11 protein-coding genes and 2 tRNA genes are annotated in these 18,439 nt (G+C 58.8%); 9 read left to right on the top strand and 4 right to left on the bottom strand.

All coding sequences use genetic code 11. The features are described 5' to 3' along the window. Positions 1 to 5: 5 nt before the first annotated feature. Positions 6 to 962, top strand: a complete 957-nt coding sequence (locus TERRO_RS22300) for a hypothetical protein (protein WP_052313379.1) — start codon at positions 6 to 8, stop codon at positions 960 to 962. Positions 963 to 1,000: 38 nt separating this feature from the next. Further along, positions 1,001 to 1,300 carry a PqqD family protein gene (locus TERRO_RS16630; RefSeq protein ID WP_052313378.1) on the top strand — a complete coding sequence of 100 codons (300 nt, stop codon included), beginning with the start codon at positions 1,001 to 1,003 and terminating at the stop codon, positions 1,298 to 1,300. A 30-nt stretch (positions 1,301 to 1,330) separates the two neighbouring features. Here TERRO_RS16630 and TERRO_RS16625 read toward each other — a convergent pair whose 3' ends face one another. Then, entirely contained in the window at positions 1,331 to 2,872 is a 1,542-nt protein-coding gene (locus TERRO_RS16625; protein ID WP_014786858.1) for a protein adenylyltransferase SelO, read from the bottom strand. A gap of 297 nt (positions 2,873 to 3,169) precedes the next feature. Between TERRO_RS16625 and TERRO_RS16620 the strand changes: the two genes are divergently transcribed. After that, complete coding sequence (locus tag TERRO_RS16620; protein ID WP_052313377.1) at positions 3,170 to 4,687, top strand: GAF domain-containing protein; 1,518 nt, start codon at positions 3,170 to 3,172, stop codon at positions 4,685 to 4,687. Positions 4,688 to 4,694: 7 nt separating this feature from the next. Here the strand turns inward: TERRO_RS16620 and TERRO_RS22295 are convergent, their stop codons facing one another. Further along, positions 4,695 to 6,677 carry a PAS domain S-box protein gene (locus TERRO_RS22295; RefSeq protein ID WP_169315314.1) on the bottom strand — a complete coding sequence of 661 codons (1,983 nt, stop codon included), beginning with the start codon at positions 6,675 to 6,677 and terminating at the stop codon, positions 4,695 to 4,697. Positions 6,678 to 7,146: 469 nt separating this feature from the next. After that, complete coding sequence (locus TERRO_RS16610; protein WP_014786854.1) at positions 7,147 to 8,832, bottom strand: deoxyribodipyrimidine photo-lyase; 1,686 nt, start codon at positions 8,830 to 8,832, stop codon at positions 7,147 to 7,149. A 232-nt stretch (positions 8,833 to 9,064) separates the two neighbouring features. On the opposite strand from TERRO_RS16610, the gene TERRO_RS16605 reads away from it, so the two are divergent. Both TERRO_RS16605 and TERRO_RS16600 read left to right on the top strand, forming a co-directional pair. Beyond that, the gene (locus TERRO_RS16605) at positions 9,065 to 11,284 is read left to right on the top strand and encodes a GH92 family glycosyl hydrolase (RefSeq protein ID WP_014786853.1); all 2,220 of its coding nucleotides are present in this window, start codon (positions 9,065 to 9,067) and stop codon (positions 11,282 to 11,284) included. A gap of 210 nt (positions 11,285 to 11,494) precedes the next feature. Next, on the top strand, positions 11,495 to 12,733 hold the full coding sequence (locus TERRO_RS16600; RefSeq protein WP_014786852.1) for a PQQ-dependent sugar dehydrogenase: 1,239 nt from the start codon (positions 11,495 to 11,497) through the stop codon (positions 12,731 to 12,733). Positions 12,734 to 12,865: 132 nt separating this feature from the next. Here TERRO_RS16600 and TERRO_RS16595 read toward each other — a convergent pair. Further along, a tRNA-Glu gene (locus TERRO_RS16595) sits at positions 12,866 to 12,941 on the bottom strand. 145 nt (positions 12,942 to 13,086) lie between these two features. Between TERRO_RS16595 and TERRO_RS16590 the strand changes: the two genes are divergently transcribed. The 4 genes from TERRO_RS16590 to TERRO_RS16570 all read left to right on the top strand — a co-directional run bounded on the left by TERRO_RS16590 (position 13,087) and on the right by TERRO_RS16570 (position 18,298). After that, the gene (locus TERRO_RS16590; protein ID WP_041592679.1) at positions 13,087 to 14,049 is read left to right on the top strand and encodes a magnesium transporter CorA family protein; all 963 of its coding nucleotides are present in this window, start codon (positions 13,087 to 13,089) and stop codon (positions 14,047 to 14,049) included. A 122-nt stretch (positions 14,050 to 14,171) separates the two neighbouring features. After that, positions 14,172 to 14,258, top strand: a tRNA-Leu gene (locus TERRO_RS16585). 476 nt (positions 14,259 to 14,734) lie between these two features. After that, positions 14,735 to 17,434 (top strand): TonB-dependent receptor, encoded by a 2,700-nt coding sequence (locus TERRO_RS16575; RefSeq protein WP_014786849.1) that lies wholly within the window; start codon positions 14,735 to 14,737, stop codon positions 17,432 to 17,434. A 399-nt stretch (positions 17,435 to 17,833) separates the two neighbouring features. Further along, on the top strand, positions 17,834 to 18,298 hold the full coding sequence (locus TERRO_RS16570; RefSeq protein WP_217164385.1) for a Csu type fimbrial protein: 465 nt from the start codon (positions 17,834 to 17,836) through the stop codon (positions 18,296 to 18,298). Positions 18,299 to 18,439: the final 141 nt, after the last annotated feature.

The following is an 18,439-nucleotide window of genomic DNA, read 5'->3' as shown; positions in this document are numbered from 1 at the left end:
TGCGAGTGCCTGAAAACCCTGCCAGAACCGTTCGCGCGACGCCTGTCACGACCTACAACTACGTGATGTCGGGATTAAGCGTTCGCTCCGACGTCGAGATGCCCTCTGCGATTCTGGCGGAAGCGAGCGGCGGTGGTGAGCCGGACGTCACCATCACGATCGGTGAGGTGCCTGCGCATCTTGCAGCGGCTACGAGAGTCGGCGGGGACTGGGAATTTGCACCAGGCGAGTTCCTGCTGCGGCTGCGTGACCTGATGAAGGTGTATGTGACGGGCGGCAGCAGCATTCTGCTGGAGCCTGCAGCGACGTGCGATCCCGGAGACCTGACGCTGTACCTGCTTGGCACGTGTTTCGCGATCCTGCTGCAGCAGCGTGGCCGGGTGGTGCTGCATGCCAGCGCGGTTGCGGTTGGCGATCGTGCCATGCTGTTCTGCGGCGCGTCCGGCATGGGAAAGTCGACGATGGCGGCGATGTTGAGTGAGCGCGGATATCCGCTGCTGAACGATGACGTTTGCAACCTGAGTCCGGACGCGGACGACCGGTATTCCGTCTATCCCGATGGCCGCATGTTGAAGCTTTGGTCCGGGTCCGTCGATCATTTGCGGTGGACTGCGACGGAAGACGCGCGGATTCGCCATGACGCAGAGAAGTTCTACATGGCGCCGGCCAGCGTGGATTTGAAGCCCCGTATCGTGGGCGGCGTTTACATGTTGCATGCCGCCGAGGCGGGGGCGACGGCTACCGTGGAGCCGCTGAACGCTGCGGAGTCGATGTCGCTGCTGACTGTGAATGCCTACCGTCCGGCTCTGGTGAAGGCCATGCAGATGGTGCCAACCTACTTTGCTGCATCGGCTGCCCTGCAACGCCACGCGGGTGTTTTTCGGCTGTCACGGCCCATGGATTTCAGCAGGGCTGCGGAGTCACTGGATGTGCTGGAAGCCCACTGGGCAGGTATCCGGTAAAGCGCTTTCACCGACCGGTTATGGACTATCCTTTTCCTATGACTTTGGAGATCCAGGACCGCACGGTCGTCGGACGCGGTGAGGGATGGTTGACCGCATGGGTCGGCCAGGAATACGTGATGATGAGCGCGGAGACGGGCACCTGCATCAGCTTGTCCGAGACGGGCGGCAGGATCTGGGAGCTGATGGAACAGCCGCGTTCCCTGGCCGACCTGTGCCAGGCGTTAGCGAACGAGTACCAGGCAGAGCCTGACGTCGTGGCGCACGATGTGGTGGAGTTTCTCGATCGTATGCGCGGCGAAGGCGCAGTGGTCGTAAGCGACGGCACTGCTAAGTAAGCGCCGCCGCCGCTTCCATGAAGAGAACTCTTAAGTCCCGCAGAAGGTTTGGAATACGCACTCGTTCGGCAGCGCGGGAGTGGTGAAGCGACTGGTCTCCGGCGAGTCCTGATACGGATCGGCTGTTGCGTGCAGCAGGTCACGGAAGGGCTGGAAGTCCTGACGCTGCACGGCAGCGTCAATGACGGCCTGCACCTGGTGGTTGCGCGGGATAATCGCGGGGTTTGTGCGGAGCATTTGTGCGGTGCGCTCGCCGAGGATTGATGCTTCCTGAGCGAGTCGCTGACGCCACTGGATTGCCCATGTGTCGAAGCTGGATGGGTCGGCAAAGAGGGCGCGGACGTCCGCGTCGCGGGATGCGTCTGCGGCAGCCTCTGCCAGTCTGCGGAAGGTGAGCGTAAAGTCTGCACGATTGGCGGCCATTCGCTGCAGCAGGTCTTCTGCGAGTGTGTTGTCGCCTTCCTGCTGTGTCGTTAGTCCGAGCTTTTGGCGCAGGTTCTGTTCGCGCGCCGCTTCAAAGTGCGTGGCGAAGGTCGCGAGCGCTGCGTAGGCGGTTGCGAGACCCGCCTCATCACTGCCTTCTTCCACGATGAGTAACGGAAGAATGGACTCGGCCAGTCGTGTCAGGTTCCAGTGCATTGCGTCGGGCTGGTTGCTGTAGGCGTAGCGGCCCTGTTGGTCGATAGAACTGAAGACCTTGTTGGGCTGATATGCCTCGAGAAAGGCGCATGGGCCGTAGTCGATGGTCTCGCCTGAGATGGAAGTGTTGTCCGTGTTCATGACGCCATGGATGAAGCCGAGGCCCATCCACTGGGCTACAAGCTTTGCTTGCCGTTCGATAACGCCGTCGAGGAAGGCTCGGTAGGGCTTGGCGGCGTGCGCTGCTTCTGGATAATGCCGGGCGATGGCGAAGTCTGCGAGGGTGCGTATGTCGTCGATGTCGCCGCGTTTTGCGAAGTATTGAAACGTTCCAACGCGCAGGTGGCTCCACGCGACGCGCGTGAGGATGGCGCCGGGCAACATGCCTTCGCGGACGACGTGTTCTCCCGTTGTGACCGCGGCGAGGGCGCGAGTTGTGGGGACGCCCAGGGCGGCCATCGCTTCGCTGACGATGTACTCGCGCAGGACCGGGCCGAGAGCAGCACGGCCGTCGCCACGGCGTGAGAAGGGTGTTGGGCCGGAGCCCTTCAATTGAATGTCATAGAGCTTGCCGTCGCGTGCGACGACCTCGCCGAGCAGGTTGGTGCGGCCGTCGCCGAGGAGCGGCACGAAGTAGCCGAACTGGCTGCCGGCGTACGCCTGGGCCAGCGGCTCTGAACCTTCTGCGATCTGGTTGCCGGAGAGCACGGCGACGCCTTGCGGGCCGGCGAGAGCTTCTGCGTCGAGGCGGAGGTGTGCGGCCAGTGCGGTGTTCACCTGGATCAGTTTTGGGGCGGCCACTGGCGTCGGGTGCAGCCGTGCGAAGAAATGGTCCGGCAGGCGGGCGTAGGTGTTCTGGAATGGGAACGATGGCGCGCGTGCGGCGGACTGATCCGGTGAGGCGGGGGCGATGGAGGCACCAGTGAAACTCATGATGTTTGGATGCTGCTGCGCGGCTTTCGTTCTATGGCACAAGACGATGCGACAGGATAGGCCCCACGGATTGCCTTGTCCGTCTCTGGGCTAGCCTTACAGGTTCCCAACTAAGAGGCACGCCTCAGAGATGACTTACGTATGTCAGATGTCTTACTCAGGCGCGTGGGCAGACGTTCTCGTACGGTCTAACGGGGGAGGAACCGCAGTGTATGGTGTCCATAAGAAGCAGATGTGTGGCGTGTTGTTTTACTTTTTGAGTAAGTGAGTGACTCCCGCGGGAAGTTTGGCCTGACTATGAACGAAGTCGTAATCAATCTCGATAACTGCGCTCGTGAGCCGATCCATATTCCAGGGACGATCCAGCCGCATGGATTACTGTTTGTGCTGCGCGAACCGGATCTTCACATTCTGCAGGTGAGTGAGAATGTCGAAGTTATGCTCGGAATTCCAGCGGAGAACCTACTCGACCAACCGCTGTCAAAGTTCTTGAATGCGGCTCAGATCGCGAAGGTGCAATTTGCGTTGGATTCGGTCGATCCGCGTGACAACAACCCTGTCGAGCTGGGGCTGTCTACTGCCAAGGGGGATGCGCAACTTGATGGTTTCGTCCACCGTCATGATGGCTTCTCGTACCTGGAGTTTGAGCCTGCGAGCCTGGCCGAGGGGGCGCGCTTTCTGGATTTCTACCGGAAGATCACTCATCTAACCACGGCATTGCATGCGGCTTCTTCCCTGCCTAGCCTGTTGAGCGAGGCTACGGGCGGCATCAGTGCCATGACGGGCTTTGACCGCGTGATGATCTATCGTTTCGCTGAGAGTGGTGAGGGCGAAGTGATCGCGGAGACCGCGGTCGGCAGTATGGACCCGTACCTGGGCCTCTGGTATCCGGCGAGCGATATTCCTGAACAGGCGCGCCGGCTTTACGTTCTCAACCCGATTCGGAATGTTGTCGATGTCGATTTCACACCGGTGCCCGTGGTCCCTGTTATCAATCCTGAGAGCAACCGTCCTGTTGATATGACTTACAGCGGGCTTCGGAGTGTTTCGCCGATTCACTGCGAATACCTTCGTAACATGGGCGTTGCGGCGTCCATGTCGGTCTCGATTCTGTTGGACGGAAAGCTTTGGGGACTGATCGCCTGTCATCATCGCTCGGCGCACTATGTGCCCTACGAGACACGTAAGGCATGCACCTTCATCGGGCAGGTGCTTTCGGGTGAGATCGCACGTCGGCAGCAAATGGATGAGGCGTCGTATCAATCGCACACCACTGCCACGCAAGCGAAGCTGATGCAGTTGATGGCAGGATCTTCCAATCCGCTTCTTGGCCTGGTGAATTCCTCTCCGACGTTACTGGATCTGATACCTGCTGAGGGCGCTGCCGTGGTCCAGGGCGACAAGGCACATTTGCTGGGGGATACGCCGGGATACGACGACGTCATGGACCTTGTCAGCCTGTTGAAGCAGAACGATGTGCCGACGACCTTCGTCACGAAGTCGTTGAAGAACCACTTTCCCCTTACGGATCGGATGCGAGACACGGCGTCAGGACTTATCGCGCTTCAGGTTGAACGCGATCCAGCGACGTATGCTCTGTTCTTCCGCCCAGAGGTGACACAGACGGTTTTTTGGGGTGGAAACCCTGAAAAGCCGGTTGAGGCTTCTGAGGACGGGTTCCGCCTGAGTCCGCGGAAGTCTTTCGAGGCGTGGAAGGAAGAGGTAAGTGGTCAGTCGCTGCCATGGCGAAAAAATGAAATCCTAGCCGCGCAGGAGTTGCGGAACCTGATTACCGTGGTTGCCTTCGGGAAATAAGCGCAACTTAGAGCGGTCGTTTCAGCTCGAAGGGCAGAAGGATCGAGATGACGGTTCCGTGCGAATCGGCTCCCGTTGAACTGCGCATTGAGATTCTGCCTTCATGCTTGGCGATGAGGTCCTTTGTGATCCATAGGCCAAGTCCCGTGCCGGAGATGCCTTTGGTGGTGTAGAAGGGCTCAAAGATGCGGTGCAGGGTTTCTTTTGGAATGCCATGCCCGGTGTCCGCGATGGTGATGCGCACGCCGCGATGTTTGCGGTACTTCCAGGTGACCGAGGGACGCAGACGGATTCTGAGGCGTCCGCCTTTTGAGGACGCGTCGATAGCGTTTCCAATCAGATTTGAGAGCGCTTGCCGGATATCACCGGCCAGGCAGTTCAGTTGCTCGGTTCTTTCGTACTCCCGGCGCACCGTGACGCCGGCTGACGCGAGTTTGGGTCGGTAAAAGGATAAGAGCGAGTCGAGAACTTCTGAGATCCGCGTTGGTGCCGGTAATGTCGACTGGTTATGGAAGCGCAGCGTCTGCGTCGTGATCTCACTAACGCGGGCCAGTTCTTCCTGGGCTGTGCGTACATATTCCTGCGCGGTCTTGGTGAGTGAGGCCTGCGAACCCAGCAGGTAGAGGAGGTTGGTCACCGAGGCGAGAGGATTGTTGATCTCGTGGGAGATACTCGACGCCAGGCGTCCTACAGCGGCCAGTTTTTCCGTTTGCCGGATTGCCGCTTCGCTGCGCTTCTGCTGCTCGATGTCGGTAGAACTGCCGATCCATTCAAGGGTTTCGCCTGTGTCGGAGATACGCGGCACGGCGCGGTGGAGAAACCAGATGTACTCGCCGTCGTACCGGCGAAGGCGGTACTCCACGACGAAGGTGTGTTTCTGTTCGATCGATTCTTTCCATACCTCTACGGCACGGCTGATGTCATCCGGATGGGTGAACTGGTACCACCCTTGTCCGAGACAGGCGCTTGGTTCCACGCCGAGGAACCTCGCGTAAGACTCGCTGACGAACTCGCACGATCCATCCTTCTTCGCAGTCCAGAGGAGTTGTGGAATGGACTCGGTGAGGAAATGCAGCCGGGTTTCGTTCTGTTCAATTGCCTTGAGAATCTTGCTCTTCTCGGTGGTATCTCGCTGGATTGCCATCCAGTGGGTGTACCAGCCCTTCTCATCCGCGATCGGAACGATGGAGAGATCGACGGTGAACTCCGATCCGTCTTTGCGGTAGTTCGTCATCTCCTCCCGAACCGGCTTCCAGGAGCTGAGTGCCGTGCGGATGCGATCGAGCGCTGCTCTGTCTGTGCGAGGGCCCTGGAGGATGCGCGGCGTCTTTCCGACGACCTCGTCCGCTGTATATCCTGTCATCTTTTCAAAAGCCTGGTTGACATAGACGATGCGAGGACCGGGCTGATCGATGGGTTCCGCCTCCGTGATGAGGAAGACATCTTCAGCCTTCTCGACTGCAGCGAAGAGTAGCCGCATCAGATCGTTTTCGGTACGTTCTGCACTTAACTGTCGCTGCACATCATCATGGCGCAGGATCGCAAGGTCACCCAGCTTCTGGTGGGTTACGTTGACGGAGAAGCCGACCATGCCTGCCGGTTTGTCTTCGCCATCTCGAAGCAGCGAGATCGAAAGGTGGACGTAGATGGAATCGCCGGATCTGGTCCGGTTACGCTGTTCTCCGCGGAAAAAACCTGTGGAGATGACGGTCGGTATTACCTGCTCTTGCAGGAGGTGTCGATCCTCTTTGGGATAGAGGATGGTTACGCTCTTCCCGATCAGTTCATCCTTTGCATAGCCGTAGATCTGGCACGAAGCGCGGTTACATCCCGTGACGATGCCGTCCAGGTCGGTAACGATGATGGAATCGTGCATCTGGTCGAGGATCGCGGGCTGCAGGAAGACCCAGTCCGCGGGGTGAGACACGCGGGCAGCGAAGCTGTCTACCTTATCTGGAATGGAGGAGAGTTGCTCGGAATCACTGGTCACGATATTCAGCCTCGAGCGCATGTTGCATCGTGTGATCGCAATTATGCATTCCCTTATGTTGCTGAAGGTAAACCCTGACGGACCCATCTACCGTTCGCTACCGGACATAGTTAATTTTGCCGATAAATCGAGATTTCGCAGAGCAAGATGGTGAGGGCAAGTTATTGCTATGAGCGATTGGGATTGAATGGGTATGTCCCAATCGCTTGTGTCGATTCATTTTAAGAAACTGACAAAGACGCAGGATCTGTGGTCACTTATGGCTAATTTAGAGGCGGTGGTATCGAACGGGGGGTGACTTATCGTAGTTAGCCCCGGGGTCTCGAAACTGCGGTTCGTGGGTGAAAGTTCCTCACGTTAGACGACCGACGAAATGACTGTCGGTCGTCGTAGGTGGCTTTGCAGGTAGAAGCTTACCTGCACCTTCGATAGGAAGGCAGTCACCTCGAGCCATATCGATGCTGTGCTTCTATGGCTTATCGAGTGGCGGATTCTGCTCGATGTAGGCTCGCGAGTTGAACTTGCGACCGGTGCTGGCGCCGCTCATATAGCGGATTTTGCCGAAGATGGGTCGCTCTCCCCAGGGGCGGTCGAACTTGCCGTAGACGGCCCATGCGATGCCGGCGTAGCCGCCGGGGTCTCGACCATCGAGGAAGTACTTGTCGTTCAGGTGGATGAGCGCCTTCATGGCGTCGGCGTTTGAGTGGGACCACTCGAGGACCTTCTTCGCCCAGTACATGCGCATCATGTTGTGCATCCAGCCGCGGCGTACCATCTGGCGCTGGGCGGCGTTCCATAGCTCATCGTAGGTTTCTGCGGGCTCAAGCTGTTTGAGCGTGTAGAGGTGTTCGCGCTTGTCGTGGGCGTGGGCTTCGACGGTCTTGCGCGCCCATGCTTCGGCGGTCTCGGGGTTGTCGTAGTTGGGATCCCACTTGACCCAGGCGATGCAGAGTTCGCGCCAGGTGACCATTTCGTCGAGGAAGCTGTCGGCGCTTTCGCGCAGCTTTGGATTGGCTGCGGCCGCCTTCTCGATCTCGAGGTAGATGCGGAGCGGACTGATGTGGCCGAAGTGCAGGTAGGGCGAGAGCAGGGAGGTGCCGTCGACTTCGGGGTGATTGCGCTGCTGTGCGTAGGAGGGCAACAGATGCGTGACGAAGTGCTTTAGCCGCCGCAGTGCGGCGTGGGAGCCACCGTCGAGGTCTTCTGCCTTGCCTACGGTGCGGTCGAGATCCTTCCAGCCTTTGGTCATGTCTTCTTGCGGATCGTCGCTGCGGAAGCCATGCGGCTTGTGCCATGTGTGTTTGGCACGCGGGTTAGTGGATTCCTCAAGGTATTCGGGCAGCATCTTCCAGAGCCGGCCGCGGATGGTGTAGGCCGCATAGGGCGCCTTTTCGTAGCGTTTGGTGGGCACGATGACGTCGGCATCGACCGTCCAGAAGGGCATCTTGAGCTTGGACTGCACCTGTTTGCGCCAGCCCTCGGGCACGCGCATTGGGTTCTCATCGCCGATGACGATGGCTGCGTCTACGTCCTGGAAGAACTGGAGCCGATCCTCGTGCGGAGCGTTGCGGAGGATGAAGGGGACGTTGCGTTCGCGCAGATCGGTCTCTACATCCCGCAGACCTTCGTTGAGGAAGATGTAACCGCGAAGGACACCGTGCGGGAAGTTTGAGACGCCACTGAAGAAGGCGACGACCGGCAGGCCGAGTTCGTTGGCGACTTCGACGGCGACGTCGAGCGCGGGATTGTCGACGCCGCGTTCCGCACGCTGCATCCAGTAGACGACGACCTTGCCGTCTGGCTTGGGTGCGCCGTCACGGCGGACGGTGACGCGGTCGTTGCTGGCGATGCGACGGAGGGCCTCTGGCAGGTCGGGTGAGAGTGCTTCATAGGCGGCGGCTTCGCGGTGCTCCCGCTCGCTGCCAATTGCCTTTTTGCTGCGTTTGGACGTAGAGGTCTTCCCAGCGCGTTTCGCGGTCTCTCGGATCGACGTAGCGGCGTGGATCGCCTTCTCTCGCGCCGGGTGTGGGATGCGTTTGGCATCCGGCTCGCTCATGCCGGGGGCGGCTGCGTCTTGCGCCTTCTCGTTCGGTGGAGCGGCCGCGGTTTTTGTCTTCGAGTGGGCCGCTTTGGAGGGGCCTTTCCTGGGTGCCATGGAGGATGGGATGCAAGCTCACGCTGGTCGTCGCCCGCGATTGGCGTTCAGCTTTGATGTGGTGGTGCGGGGGAGTGGCGGTTGTGTACAGGCCTTCCAGCGGAGTGGGAGATGTAGCTGGCGCTGAGGCAGAGGGTTACGCATTTCACACCAGCGAAGCTAAGTCTTGACCGCCAGAGATTCACTGTCTACTTGCTTTTCTAGCGTTGTGTGCGAACAATACGTCTTGCTTATGAAGCCCGCTCGTCTTCCCCTTCTTCTCTCTTCCGGTTTGCTGGTGGCTCTTTCTGCCGGCGCGCAAGTCTCTCCTGCCGATGCTGTGAATCCTTTGATCGGGACCGCTGCAGAGGGGCAGACCTTTCCGGCGGCGGGCGTTCCGTTTGCCATGACGCAGTGGACGCCGCAGACCCGCGACGGCGAGACCAAGTGCATCGCGCCCTACTATGTTGCGGATACGCGGCTGCAGGGGTTTCGGGGAAGCCACTTTCTGAGTGGTTCGTGCACGCAGGATTACGGCAGCGTGACGCTGATGCCGCTGCTGTCTTCGAAGGTTCTGGATCCGCAGGGACGATCTTCGCGGTTGGATCATGCGCGTGAGAAGAGCCGCGCCTACGAGTACTCCGTGGATCTGGATACGGGAATCCACGCGGATGTGACAGGGACGGAACGCAGTGGCGTGATGCGGTTCCGTTTTCCGGACGGGGCGAAGGGTGGCTTCGTCGCCGTGCAGGAGAACCATCGCCTGGGCGTTGGGACGGTTCGGATTAATGCGGCGAAGCAGGAGATTACGGGTGAGAACCCGATCTTCCGAATCTATGCGGGATCCGGTAAGCCGACGGGGAATCGGGGCTACTTCGTCGTGCGGTTCAGCCGGCCCTTTACTGTGGGTGGGGTTTGGAGTGGCGACAGCCGGAAGGAGGGCGCGCAGGAGCAGAGCGGAACCAAGTCAGCCGCGGGTGCTTACGTGTCATTCGACCTGGCGGGCAGCAGGGACGTCGTCGCCCAGGTCGGCACATCCTTCACCAGTCTTGAGGCGGCACGGCGGAACCTGGATGAGGTGCCCGCGGGTGGTTTCGACGCGGTGGTAGCGAATGCGAAGGCTGCCTGGGAGTCTGCGCTGGGCCAGATCCAGGTGGGACCGACTGCATCGGCTAGCGATCGGACGATCTTCTACACGGCTCTTTTTCACTCGATGCTGCTGCCACGAATCCTGAGTGATCGGGATGGCAGCTACCCGCGGTTTGCCGGGAACGGCAAGATTGAGGTCGCCAAGGGCTTCACGTATTACGACGACTTTTCCCTGTGGGACACCTTCCGCGCCGTTCATCCGTTGCTGACGGTGCTGCAGCCGAAGCGGGAGCGCGACATGGTGCAGTCGCTGCTGGTGAAGGGGGAGCAGGGCGGCTTCCTCCCGATCTATCCGGCGTGGAGCAGCTACACGACCGAGATGGTCGGCGATCACGCGGACGCTGTGATCGCAGACGCGTATGTGAAGGGAATTCGGAATTTTGATGTGCAGCAGGCCTACCGGCTGATGAAGAAGAATGCGACGCAGGGGCCTGAGACGAAGGAGCTTTACCTGGATGGCCGGGGACGCCGCGGGCTGGATTCGTATCTGAAGTATGGCTACATCCCGTTGGAAGACCACATCAGCGATGCATTCCATCCGGACGAGCAGGTTTCGCGCACCCTGGAGTATGCGTATGACGACTTTCTGGTGGGTCGTATGGCGCAGTGGACGGGACATGGCGCCGAGGCGAAGCAGTTTTTCGATCGCGGTCAGAACTTCCGGAAGGTGATTGATCCGTCGGTCGGATATGCGCGTGGGCGTCATGCCGACGGGACCTGGGCGACGCCGTTCGATCCGAACAAGGCAGCGACATGGATCACCGAGGGATTGCCCAGCCAGTACACGTTCTTTGTCCTGCAGGATATGCCGGCGCTGGTGGACCTGCTGGGCGGCAAGCCGAAGTTCACGGCGCGGCTGGACGATCTGTTCAAGGCTGGTGCCTACAACCATGGCAACGAACCGAGCCATCACCTGGCCTACCTGTATAACTTTGCCGATCAGCCGGCGAAGACGCAGTTCCAGGTGCGGCAGATTCTGCGGACGCTGTACCAGGACAGCCCCGGCGGTCTGCAGGGCAATGACGATGCAGGGCAGATGTCGGCGTGGTATGTCTTCTCTGCGCTGGGCTTCTATCCGGTGACGCCCGGAACGCCTCGGTATGAGCTTGGCGTGCCGCTGTTCGATGACGCGACGGTGCGGCTGCCGAATGGCCACCGTCTGCACATCGTTGCGACCGGCGCCTCGAAGGGGATGTTCAAGGTGCGCAAGGTCACGCTGAACGGCCGCGTGCTGGGCCGCACCTACCTGCTGCACGACGAACTGGTGGCGGGTGGAGAGCTCCGGTTCGAGCTGGAAGCAACTTCGAATCCCCAGCAGAAGTGAGGCGAGTGGGGGCAAGGAACTCGTGAACTTAGCCTAACCCTGCCAGACATCCATCTCGAAGGCTGGCGACGCCAACTCCTGCACACCGGAGTCGGCGAAACCCGGAACGTAGTCATCGCGAAAGCGGGTACACTTCTCCTCATCACACCTACATCATTTGCTCCGTCGCCTGTATCTGTCAGGGGTCTGGAGAGGGGACTTGACTCGACGATGAAGAATTTTGCGATCGCATTAGCTTTGGGCCTGCTTACTGGAACCTTATTGGCGCAGGAGCCGGATAGCCTTACGCTTCCCAAGGGCTTTCATGCGACCGTCGTCGCGGAGGGGCTGGGGGCGGCCCGCCACATCACGGTACGCGACAACGGCGATCTGTATGTCTCCATGCGACGTGTGAAGGGCGTGCAAGCAGGCATCGTCGGCCTGCGGCTGGGATCTGATGGCAAAGCCGTGCAGACAGAGCACTTCGGTGCTGTCGACGGCGGCACCGGCATCCGCATGTACAAGGGAGCGCTGTATGCGGCGACGTTGACTGCGGTGTATCGCTTCACGTTTGACGGTAACGCGCTTGTGCCCAAGGCGGAGCCGCAGGTGATCGTTGAAGGCATCCCTCCAGGAGGTCACGGTTTGGCCTTCGATGGGGCAGGGAGGATGTATGTGTCGCTGGGTGCTAATGCCAACCTCTGCGCAGATCCAAAGGTTCCCAAGGGGACGAAGCCTGTCGGGTTGAAGCCGTGCCCACTGCTCGACACCCGCGCGGGTGTGTGGAGCTTTGATGATGCAAAGCCAGGACAGAAGTTCGTTGAAGGCGAGCACTATGCCACGGGTATTCGCGATATGACTGCGCTTGATTGGCACAAGGGTGACGCGCTGTACGGTGGCATGCACGGTCGTGACGGAACGCATTCCGCGTTTCCGGAGCTGGTGAGCCAGGCTGACGATGACGCCATTCCGGACGAGATCTTCCGGATCGCGAAGTCCACGGATATGGGCTGGCCGTACACGTACTGGGACGGTGCACGTAAGTTGCGCTTGACTGCGCCGGAGTATGGCGGCGACGGTAAGACTCCCGCGGCGGCAAGTTACGCCGCGCCTGTGGCGGCGTTCTTTCAGCCGCGTCGCGCCGGCCTGCTGGACATTGCGTTCTATGGAGGCAAGCGTTTCCCGAAGATGTATCGCGACGGCGCGTTTGTCGCTTTGCACGGCGCCGCCGACGAAGGTGGAGAAAATGGACAGGCTGGGTATAACGTCGTCTTCATCCCATTCAAGGGGAACAAAGCCGGCGCGCCGATGGTCTTCGCGGACGGCTTCGCGGGTCCAACCATGGATGACAAGAATGCAAAGAGAGCTATCTACCGTCCCGTGGGCATAGCGGTCGCACCGGATGGCACTCTGTATGTTGCGGATTCCAACAAGGGCCGTATCTGGCGGATAACCTACGCGGGAAAATAACCGTGTGCTGGCCCGGCGCGAGCGTGGGCTGAAGAGTCGCGAAAGAGAGATATCCGTAATCAGGATCCCTGATCGACCTTTTCAAGCCCATGTTGGCTCGGGCTTAATTTTGTATGTGATTGGAAAGAGAGTTGGCGTCCCCGACGGGATTCGAACCCGTGTTACCGCCGTGAAAGGGCGGTGTCCTGGGCCACTGGACGACGGGGACGCGGGCGCTGTTCACGTTGGGATCAACGGATAGGCCAGAACTAAGATTAGATGTCTTGGGCTGCTATGTCAAAGGGCCGCTCTTTGCGCGTGATTTCAGCACGCGTGCAGGAGTGGTCGCGATGCTAACCTCGGGGTTGAGCCCCATGCTGACTACTTATTCTGACCAGAACGGCCACCTCTTGCCCATCGCAGAAGGTGATCTACGCAAGGCACTGTGGATTGACCTGTACGAGCCGTCACGCGAGGAAGAGATTCGCGTGGAGGCAGAGCTGCAGTTGGAGATTCCGACGCGCGACGAGATGCGCGAGGTGGAGAGCAGCAGCGCTCTGTATCGCGAGCATGGCGCCACCTTTGTGACGATCCGGCTTGTGGAGCGAAGGGAATCCATGCAGCCGCGCCTGACGAGTGTCACGCTTGTGCTGGCTGATAACCAACTTGTCACGATCCGTTACGCGAATCCTAAGGCGTTTCAACTGTTCACCGCGAAGACGCAGAAGCCAGATAGCGTGTTCCATTCCGCTATTTCTGCGATGTTGTGTCTGCTGGAGACGGTCGTTGATCGGGACGCCGATCTGCTGGAAGAGATCGGTGATGCGCTGGAGCCGATCTCTACGGAAATCTTCAGTCAGAACGCTACTTCGATGGACAAGATTGCGGCGGCGGACCTGGGGGGAGTGCTGAAACGCATCGGCAATGCCGGCGAGCTAGCTTCGCGCGTACGGGAGAGCCTTCACAGCATCGGTCGGTCGATCCCGTTTTTGCAGATGCAGATCGTGGACGACAACGGCTTGGATACGCGTCTAAAGACGCTGGCACGGGATGTGCAGTCGCTGGCGGAGCATGACAACTTTCTACAGACACAAATTCAATTCCTGCTGGACTCCAGCATCGGCCTGATTTCGATCCAGCAGAACGCGATCATGAAGACGCTGAGCGTGGCTGCTGTGATCTTTCTGCCGCCGACGTTGATTGGATCGATCTACGGCATGAACTTCGACCGCATACCGGAGCTCCATTGGCACTACGGGTACATTTGGGCGCTCGGGTTGATGGCGATGTCGGCCTGTGGGCCGCTGATCTTCTTTCGTCTCAAGCGGTGGCTTTGACGAAGGGGCCTTACTGCGAAAAGACAAGCGCCCCAAGTTGAAGAGAAGAGCAGCCGAAACGGGTCGCAATATGCGAAACTGAGAGTGCTGACCATCCAGCCGCAGACCCAGCGGCGCACAGGGCCGGGATGGCGGAATCGGCAGACGCAGCGGACTCAAAATCCGCCGAGGGCAACCTCGTGGGGGTTCGACCCCCCCTCCCGGCACCAACACAAGCTCCACAATTTGCGACCCGCAGGCCGCCCGAAGGTGAGCAATCAGCTTTCCAGCTGAGCCTCCCGGGGCCGCTCACAGCGGTGATCTTCTATACGACGCAAATGCTCTTGGGCTGCTTCGCGAGGATCAGGAGCGCCGCTCCGCTGAACTGCGCGTTCATCGAGAGTTGGCTAAGGCACCTTCCGTGTGAGGGCAGGAACTGCGAATGCGGGGCGTGAGCCTCGTTGTCCGGTGTCTCAAAGAGCGTCGGAGCGAGTAATGGACCAACGGCAATATCGTAGAAAGAAATTTGGGTTGCTCCCAATCCTTTTCCGAATCCGTCGAAGCTGCAGTCCTGCACAATCTTTCTGAGGGAAATGATTTGAGGTCTCGGTGTGTCTGCAGCATTCAGCGAGTTTATGTAACAGCAAACCTCGCGTTCTGTCTTGCCCTTACCGCACAACAGCCTGCGATTCGTCCAGGAATCGCGATGCTCATCACCGATCCCTCCGGCGCTGCCATCGCAGGTGCACCTGTTCGGATCTTTGCCGGGAGCGACGCCAATGGTGTTCCTCTACAGGATGTGAAGACGGACAGCACCGGCCGCGTCCGTCTCGCGCTGCCTGCAGGAAGCTACGTCCTGCTGGCCGATGCTCCGGGCTTCAACACCATTCAGAAGTCGCTTGTTGTTGACGACACCGCACTACCGATCACACTTACTCTCAAGCTCAGCGTAGCCGTCAATGCTGAACAAGTCGCAGTCCAATCGGATGATGCACAGTTGGACAGCGACGGTGGTTTAGCCGTGGTCCTGAAAGGCAAGACCCTCGACACACTCTCTGACAACCCATCGACCTTTCAGCAGCAGTTGCAGGCGATGGTGGGCAGTGGCGAAGATGGCCAGCAGCCGCAGTTCCGTATCGACGGTTTCTCCGGCGGGCGATTCCCACCGAAGGCGAGTATCCGCGAAGTACGCATCAATCAGAACGGATACTCTGCTCAATTCGATCAGCGCGGCAACAGCATCATCGATATATTCACGAAGCCTGGCACTGACAAGCTTCATGGCTTTTTGTTAGTCACCGGCAATGCTGACGTCTTCAATGCCCGCAATCCTTACATCACTGCACAGCCGCCTTATCATTCCACCTACATTGATGGAAACCTCAATGGGCCCCTGGGCAAGAAGACCAGCTTCTTCGTGGGCGGCAATCGAGTGGACATGGAAAATAACGCAGCGGTGAATGCGGTTGTCCTCGACTCGTCATTCAACAGCGCACCCTTATCGCAGGCGATACCCAATCCACAGATCACTAATTCGCTGAACGTTCGTATCGATCGCAATCTTTCAACAAACAATACTTTCACCGTCCGCTACGAGTTCGCCGACACTAGCCAGACCAACAGCGGCGTCGGCCAACTCGTTTTGGCCTCTCAAGGCGTTGACGCCAACACAAAAACGAACACTCTTCAGGTTGGCAATACCACTATTGTCGGTTCGCATGTTGTCTTCGAATCACGCTTCCAATACCTGCGTACCCGACTGCGGCAAAACGCAATCAGTTCCGCGCCCACGCTCATCGTCCAGGGTGCATTCAACGGTGGCGGCAGTCCTTCCCAGGTATCGGAAGACAAGCAAGACAACTATGAGTTGCAGGAATATCTCTCCGTCGACCGAGGAAAGCACTTCCTGCGAGCGGGCGCACGTTATCGCCTGATCCGCGACAGGAACTCGTCGACCGCCGGTTACAACGGCGCATACATTTTCTCGTCTCTTGCTGCCTACCAGACCACCGTAAGGGGACAAGCCACTGGCCAGACACCGGCGCAGATCCGAGCCGCTGGTGGCGGTGCATCGCAGTTCAACATCACTGCAGGCACGGCCTCCGCAGCCATTCTTACTGGAGATCTGGGGCTCTACGTGGAGGATGAGTGGAAGGTAACGCGTAACTTCTCCCTCATCCCGGGTCTTCGATTTGAGACGCAGTCAGGCATTCCCGACCACATCGATCCGGCACCTCGCCTCGGCTTCTCGTGGGCTGTGACCAGCGCAAAGCGTAAGTCGCCTTATGTTTCGCTGCGCGGCGGTGTGGGCATCTTCTACGATCGATTCGCCGCTGGGAACATTCTTACTGCCGCACGGCAAAACGGCGTGACACAGCGATCCTACTATTTCGCAAACCCTGACTCATACCCAAATATTCTTTCGCCATCCGCACTTGCCGCGACCCAGCCTACCGTTTACCGCATTTCACCTACCCTGCGGAATGAATACTATGTCTCTGAGGGCATCACGGCCAGCCGTCCTCTCTTTGGGCATGGCAACCTTAGCCTGACTTACAACCACATCCAGGGCGTTCATCTGCTGCTGTCGCGCAACGTGAATGCACCGCTTAACGGCGTGCGCCCACTCGGTGGAACCCAAAACATCTACCAATTTTCGTCTGAAGGCAATTCGACGATCAACTCGCTTTGGACGAACTATTACGTCCAATTCGGCAACCGCGCTGGCCTCTTCGGAAGCTATTCCTTACGCTTCCAGCAATCCAATGCGGGCAGCGGTGCGAGCAGCTTTCCTTCTAACTCCTACAACATTCGCGCTGACTACGGCCGCCCCGCGCAGCTCGCACGCAACCGTGGCTACATTGGTGGCTGGTTTAATATCCCGTTCGGTATATCCGGCAGCATGTTCCTATCTGCCCATTCCTCGACACGCTTCAACATCACCACCGGAGCCGACAACAATGGCGACAGCATCTACAACGACCGCCCGAGCTTCGCTACAGACCTTACCCGCGCGTCGGTCGTCCGCACCGCATATGGAAACTTCGACACCGCGCCCATAGCCGGGCAGCAGATCATCCCAATCAATTACGGCCATGGCTATAACTTCTTCAGCCTTCAGACCCAGTTTGGCAAGGGCTTTGGCTTTGGCAAGCGTCCCGTTACGCCGCCGCCGCCCGCCGCAGCTGTCCCCAAGGCAAACACCAAAGAGGAGAAACCCGAACGGCCCTATCAGCTGTTCCTTTCGGTGGAGGCTCAAAACGTTCTGAACCACGTCAATCCCGGGACGCCGATTGGCCAGCTCACTTCGCCATACTTCGGGCGCAGTCTAACCCTGAATACCGAGCAGGGAAATAGCACTGCCGCCAATCGCCAGATCAGCGTCTTTATGAACTTTCGCTTCTAGGTTGATTGAACTTGGACAATTCAAACATTTGCAGCGAACACGCGACCGCAGCGATTCGCTGCTCTGGTTGGCACTCGCCAAAAACAATCGCTGTAGAGGTGCATCTGGTCTTAGCGATCGCAGCTTGCCTGGCGTTATAGGGTCGCTCTCTCGTACGTTTTCTCGAGGGGATGCTTGCTCACAAGGTTTTTGTCTTGATTTGATATCACTCCAGCTCTGACCCCCTTCTGCAATGCCGAAGCCGGGTGCTAGTCTCTGGACACTCCCTCAGACAAGGGCCAACTGCTGGTAAGTATTGCAGAGGTTTTAGGTCGGACTGGAGCCATAATTCCCCCGATCCAAAAGGTGTCCATGTTTCGTCTGCGTTCCTCTTATCTAGCAATTCTTGCCCTTGGAGTCTTGATTCCGGCTACCTCCCGCACCGCCGAGGCATCCACTGCCACCACCAGCTTTGCCGTGACTGCGACTGTCGTAAAGGCGTGTATCGTTGCGGCAACTCCTATCGCATTCGGAGTTTACAACCCTGTCAGCGCCAGCGCTCTCAATGCTACCGGAACCCTGACGGTGACATGCACTGCCACGACTCCTTATCAGACCGGACTGAGTGCTGGCGTAGCCACTGGCGCGAGCGTTACGTCGCGAAAGATGACGGGTGTTGTAAACACCAATCTGCTGCCCTATGGCCTGTATCAAGATGCAGCTCACGCGCAGAACTGGGGTAACACGCCTGGTACGGACACCCCTGCTTCGGTCACAGGTACTGGTCTTCCCCAGTTGGCAACCGTGTACGGCCAGATTGCACCTGGAACCTCCGGTGCAATCGATGTGTACACCGACACCGTGACTGTCACTGTTACTTACTAAACCTAGTTCGGGCGGCCCCCTCTGAAACTCGTAAAGATAGCGAGTTGAAGGGGCTGCTTCTCTCGCTCACGCGAGCCGGCTAACTACTGTTTTTCTGAAGTACTTATGACGGAATGTCAGCATGCAGGTAATGGCGTCACA

The organism is Terriglobus roseus DSM 18391, from assembly GCF_000265425.1.
Classification (GTDB): domain Bacteria; phylum Acidobacteriota; class Terriglobia; order Terriglobales; family Acidobacteriaceae; genus Terriglobus; species Terriglobus roseus.
The sequence above is the reverse complement of the archived record's forward strand: the minus strand, read 5'-3'. Positions and strand labels throughout refer to the sequence as shown.